Below are 5,018 nucleotides of genomic sequence, written 5' to 3'. Positions count from 1 at the left end.
ATCAATAAAAACCGTGCGATGTGCTTCCAGTGTAATTTCTTCGGGGCAGGATAAGCCGATCGCCGGCTGACGCAATTTCAAATGAAAATCGATATCGCTGGCATTGTGAATTTGTACTTTTTGAATTTGATGGTTTTCCAGCTCCAGCTTTTTGTTTTTTATTTTTATTGATCCGAAAAATAACGGCGTAAGATACTGGCGATCGCCCACCAGCTGGTTGTCGAAGTACGCCACTGTACGATTGTCTTTCAAAGCTTGCTTGATGGCTCCCTGCGACTTGTCGGTGGCAAATACCAAAGTCATGGGCCGGTGCTTGGTTCCATACTCCATGGTCGCCGGCGAATGCATATCGGAATTGGCCATCACTGTCAATTTCTTTTGCCGGGCCCACTCCAGCGCTTCCGGATAAAATTCCTTGTAATTATACACCTCGATACCGTTGAGCATGCCTGCATTCAGCAAACGGGTGTGCTCGTCCCACCAGCGTGTGGTGTCCGGCTGTTGTGCTTTCCACCCCGGGTGATTCCAAAAAATAAATGCACCCTGCTCCCTTGCTTCCACACAGGCGTCCCACCAGTTTTCGCGTTCCAATAAGTTGGCATTCTTAATAAAAAGTGCATTCAGGTGTCCGGGAGGCATCTTGCGGGTGATCTCTGTTCCACGAATCAGCACGATTCCCATCTGGTCGGCCAGGGGCTCGGCAATTTCAAAGGAGCGGTTGTGGTCGCTTTGCAAATCTTGCGAATGGGGCAAATATTCAATGTGATCGGTAATGGCAATGGCATCCAGTCCTTCCAGCCAGGCTTCCTGAACCCGCACGGTTGGCCATACATCGCCATCGGAAAAAACAGTATGCATATGGAAATCGCACTTCAACGTTCGATAGCCCGGAATATCGGGAATGTTCACTTCTACACGGTTTTGAGCCGAGCACAAAAGAGAGCCCATCAAAATGAGAAGCATGGTGAAAATCGCGTTTGGTTTGAGCTGAATCATGATTAAAATTTTTGGTGCAAGTTATATAAAACCTTTGGTTTGATTGTATTAACGCTGTTAAAGAATTGTTGTTTGTGCTCCGATTATCAAGAATGAAGACTTATCTTTACCTGAATAATCCATAAACCTAAATCAAAACCCAAAAGTATGGAGATTATTGGCGTTGATATTGGCGGTACAAAAATCAGTGTCGCACGCATTCGCGAAAAGCAAATTGTTCAGGAATATGCTTGTTCCACCCCTTCCGAAGAAACAAAAGACCGGGTGGTTGAATTGGTTGGCGATGCCATTCAGCAAGTCTGGTCATCCCAGGTTTCGGGAATTGGTATTGGTGTGCCCGGTCTGGTTGATCTGGAAACCAACGAAGTGCTGGATGTGGTGAACATTCCTTCGTGGGATCGGGTGCCACTGAAACAAATGCTGGAAGATCGTTTCCATAAACCGGTGTTTGTGAATAATGATGCCAACTGTTTTGCCGTAGGTGAACGGTATTTTGGCAAAGGACAGAATTTCAGGAATTTCGTGGGTGTCACGCTGGGTACTGGCTTAGGCGCGGGAATCATTCTGAACTCGCACCTGTACTCGGGGCGTTTTTGCGGAGCCGGCGAATTTGGAACCATTTATTATCGTGACAAAACTGTGGAAGCCTATGCCAGTGGGCAGTTTTTTAAAGATCAGAACCTGTCGGGAAAAGTCATGGCCGAAAAAGCGGAACAAGGCGATGAGCAGGCCAACCAGTCGTTTTTCGAGCTAGGCGAACACATTGGACGGGCCATTGGCAACGTGCTTTTTGCGCTGGCACCCGAAGCCATCATCCTCGGTGGGTCGGTCAGCCAATCGTATCATTTGTTTGAAGGCGGCATGCGTTCGGTGCTGGCCAACGAGTTTCCCTACCAGCGTCTGTATCAGGCACTGAAAATTGAAGTGTCGGACCTGAGTAACAGCGCTGTGCTTGGTGCTTCGTCGTTGGTGATTGATGCCTTCAGCCAGGCCCGGGAACCCAAGCGATAAACACATCTGGCGTAAAAATCATGGCAACAAAGTCTGGTTCTGAAATCTGAAAATTAAGGAGTTGTAAGGCAGGCAAACCCAAACAAAAGAGGCTGACCAGCGAGAATGGTCTATTTTGTTTCAATGAAGGACTCAAATTATGGCTGTTGCCCTTTCAGGGCGATGAACTCAGGGTTGCCTGTTTTCCCACGGCCTTGCCGCGGGCTGGTGCTTAAAGCCCTTCAGGCTTGGTTCGTTTTCCGTGTGCTTTCTTCCGCTCCGCGCCAAGGACGCAAAAGTAACAGGGCAGGGCAACGCCCTGTTATTTGAGATGCCCGTTTAATGGATAGCCCTGAAGGGGCGGGAGCAATTTAGTTGTTTGTTATTTATTAGGCTAGGCGAAAGGGTTGGCGCGGGAGTGGTGGGCAACCTGATTTCTTAAGTTGCCTTATCAATCAGGTCTTCAACCTCAATCTTCAATAAAGGGATGTGTTTTTGAATGACTGCCCAGATGTTTTCATCCGAAATGTTATCATAGGCATGAATGATCTGATTCCTTAAGCCGATGATTTTTTTTGCATTTTTGATTGGAAAGGTCTCATCTTGCTTGAGAATGCGGTTAACAGCTTCACCGATGATTTCCAAATCGCGCTCAATCGCACGTTTCAGGATAATATTCGAAGAATAATGCTTAAAATCCTTTGGCGTTTCTAAAAAGTAGCTGTCTATTTCGTCAATCGCAATTTTAATATCAAACAGCCACTTTAGTATCCTCTCGTCCATATAAATTGATTTTATCCCGATCAATCGACTGCTTCAGAATAGGGTTTTTGATGGCTTGTACTTCAACCAAGTCAATCTTCCTGGAAAACAGTTTTTCTAAATCAGCTTTGAAGTCCATATAATTATCGAAGTAATCCAAAGGCTCAACACCAGAAAACCGGACTAAAAAGTCAATATCGCTATCGCTGGTAAATCGTTCCGAAACCACTGATCCAAACACATCTAATTCGGCTACGTGGTATTGCTCACATAGCTTTTTTAATTCCTTGATATGTTGTTGAATGATTTTCATGATTCAAAGTTACAAAATAATGCCCATTCTCAATTTTGGGATTTACGGCGAAACGGGTAAGTTTCCCCACGGTGTTGCTGCCGGCTGCTGCTTGAAGCCCTTCGGGCTTAGTTCGTTTTCCGTGTGCTTTCTTCCGCTACGCGCCAACGGCGCAAAAGCACCAGGGCAGGGCAACGCCCTGTTATTTGAGATGCCCGTTTAATGGATAGCCCTGAAGGGGCGGGAGCAAATTTGTTGTTTGGTATTTGTTAGGCTAGGCGAAAGGGTTGGCGCGGGAGCTATCCACAAACCGATCGAATAGAATTGATTCATCCCCTCTGGGGAAATACAGCTGGCGGCCCGGTCATTTCTATGGATATGGATTCCCTATGGGAAAAAAGGAGATGATTCAGAAATAGGTTCGGAAAATGGAATCAACGAGCTTGGCGATTTCCCCGTAGGAGAACAATATCCATAGCAGAGAACAGATTACCAGCGTAAACCTTCCCCGTTAGGGGATTAATCCTGTTTTTCCACGGCCTTGCGCGGGCTGGAGCTTGAAGCCCTTCGGGCTTAGGTCCTTTGTTTTAAAGGTGCGCTCTCCAAACCCCAAGGGATGGAAAACACACCCTATCAACTAACCTTTAAACAAAAAAAACCATGTGCAATTTAACCCAATTTTATTTTTCATACAAGCGCCTTTTGATCCGAGTTTTCAACATTTGTTCCGTTGCTTTTTTGCAAAAAGATCGTCCGGCGTGGAGTTGACTTTGTTGGTTGAGGTGTTCTCTTTGTCGGTTGTGGTGTTTTCGGCTCTGGTAATGGCATCTACTGCTCTGGTTAACACATCTACCGCTCTGGTTATCATGTTTTCCGATCTGGTAAGCTCATCTACCGCTCTGGTAGCCTCATTTACCGCTCTGGTAATGGCATTTACCTATTTTTTTCGTTCTAGAGAGCCATTTAGTGCTAAAAAAGGTCAAAAGTGGGTTTCCTCTATCCATTTTTAACCGTATCAAGCTATTTTTTATGCTGAATAAGCTTTTTTAGCTTTAAATATGCTAAAAAGAGGTTTGGTGAAGACAAAACTGATCAATAAAAAAAATTCAAAAAATTTAAAAAAACTGTCACTTTACTATTTTATTTTAAATGTTAAAGTTCTAATTTGTATGATCATAATAAAACCATAAGTCGAACTAATAAACAACTAATCATGTCAACAAACTTCAATTTTAGTTTTGGGAGCCTGACTCAACGTGGCGACCGTATTGATACCCTGCTGCAGCGGGACGCCGAACAATTTTCAGGAATGGGTTATGACGAGGAGTACCGCCTCGGGTTAAAAAGTAAAGTAGATTATTTCAGGAACCTGCCATCGGACGAATATTGGGAAGGCCAGCAGATGCTTCGGACCGATGCCAAAAAGAAACTGCTGGTGAGCCTGACTGACCAGTTGGGCGATCTGCGTTTTCGGGCAAAACTGGCTTTGGGTGAAAAATCGGTGGAATACCGGTCGCTGCGTTTTGCCAAGTTGCAAACCATGAAAGAACAGGATTTGCTGATTTATGCCAAGCATGTATGTACCACCTGTCGCAACATGATGGATAAACTGGCCAAACGAAGCATTACCGAAGAAATGCTGGTAATGATTGAAGAAACGGCTACCGGGTTGGACGACGCCATTGACGAACAACGGTTGATGATTTCGACACGTGAAGCGAAAACCTTTGAGCGCGAAGAAAAAGCCAATGAAATTTATGCCATCATCGCGGAAGTATGTGAGGTGGGCAAAAAAATATGGGACGATGTGAATCCGGCTTGTTACAACGACTATGTGATTTATGGTTCGAAAGATACCATACCGGAAGACGAGCATTAAGAAGAAATTTGGGTGAACGATTGGGGTGATCGTTGATTTTACACCTGGGGCCCCGGAAACGGGGCCTTTTCTTTGCCCGGCAATTATAAAAAAGGATCC

At 45.2% G+C, this 5,018-nt stretch carries 7 protein-coding genes; 3 read left to right on the top strand and 4 right to left on the bottom strand.

From position 1 onward, the window contains the following. Positions 1–996 (bottom strand): Sb-PDE family phosphodiesterase (locus tag NC99_RS06520; protein WP_053181172.1); only part of this gene is annotated, 996 nt, incomplete at its 3' end. Positions 997–1,143: 147 nt separating this feature from the next. Between NC99_RS06520 and NC99_RS06515 the strand changes: the two genes are divergently transcribed. Further along, positions 1,144–2,007 carry an ROK family protein gene (locus NC99_RS06515; protein WP_053181169.1) on the top strand — a complete coding sequence of 288 codons (864 nt, stop codon included), beginning with the start codon at positions 1,144–1,146 and terminating at the stop codon, positions 2,005–2,007. A gap of 417 nt (positions 2,008–2,424) precedes the next feature. Here the strand turns inward: NC99_RS06515 and NC99_RS06510 are convergent, their stop codons facing one another. Both NC99_RS06510 and NC99_RS06505 read right to left on the bottom strand, forming a co-directional pair. Then, complete coding sequence (locus NC99_RS06510; RefSeq protein WP_053181166.1) at positions 2,425–2,769, bottom strand: HepT-like ribonuclease domain-containing protein; 345 nt, start codon at positions 2,767–2,769, stop codon at positions 2,425–2,427. Next, positions 2,738–3,061 (bottom strand): nucleotidyltransferase family protein, encoded by a 324-nt coding sequence (locus NC99_RS06505; RefSeq protein ID WP_053181164.1) that lies wholly within the window; start codon positions 3,059–3,061, stop codon positions 2,738–2,740. The genes NC99_RS06510 and NC99_RS06505 overlap by 32 nt, the downstream gene beginning before the upstream one ends. 19 nt (positions 3,062–3,080) lie before the next feature. Here NC99_RS06505 and NC99_RS06500 point away from each other — a divergent pair, with 19 nt between their 5' ends. Continuing rightward, positions 3,081–3,263, top strand: a complete 183-nt coding sequence (locus NC99_RS06500) for a hypothetical protein (protein WP_157624577.1) — start codon at positions 3,081–3,083, stop codon at positions 3,261–3,263. 492 nt (positions 3,264–3,755) lie between these two features. Here the strand turns inward: NC99_RS06500 and NC99_RS21840 are convergent, their stop codons facing one another. Continuing rightward, positions 3,756–3,908, bottom strand: coding sequence for a hypothetical protein (locus tag NC99_RS21840; RefSeq protein ID WP_157624574.1), 153 nt, complete (start codon positions 3,906–3,908; stop codon positions 3,756–3,758). 345 nt (positions 3,909–4,253) lie between these two features. On the opposite strand from NC99_RS21840, the gene NC99_RS06495 reads away from it, so the two are divergent. After that, complete coding sequence (locus NC99_RS06495) at positions 4,254–4,919, top strand: hypothetical protein (protein WP_053181158.1); 666 nt, start codon at positions 4,254–4,256, stop codon at positions 4,917–4,919. The last annotated feature ends 99 nt before the right edge of the window (positions 4,920–5,018 follow it).

It is taken from the genome of Sunxiuqinia dokdonensis (genome assembly GCF_001270965.1).
Classification (GTDB): Bacteria; Bacteroidota; Bacteroidia; order Bacteroidales; family Prolixibacteraceae; genus Sunxiuqinia; species Sunxiuqinia dokdonensis.
Note: the sequence above shows the minus strand (reverse complement) of the source record. Positions and strands in the feature narration are given on the sequence as shown.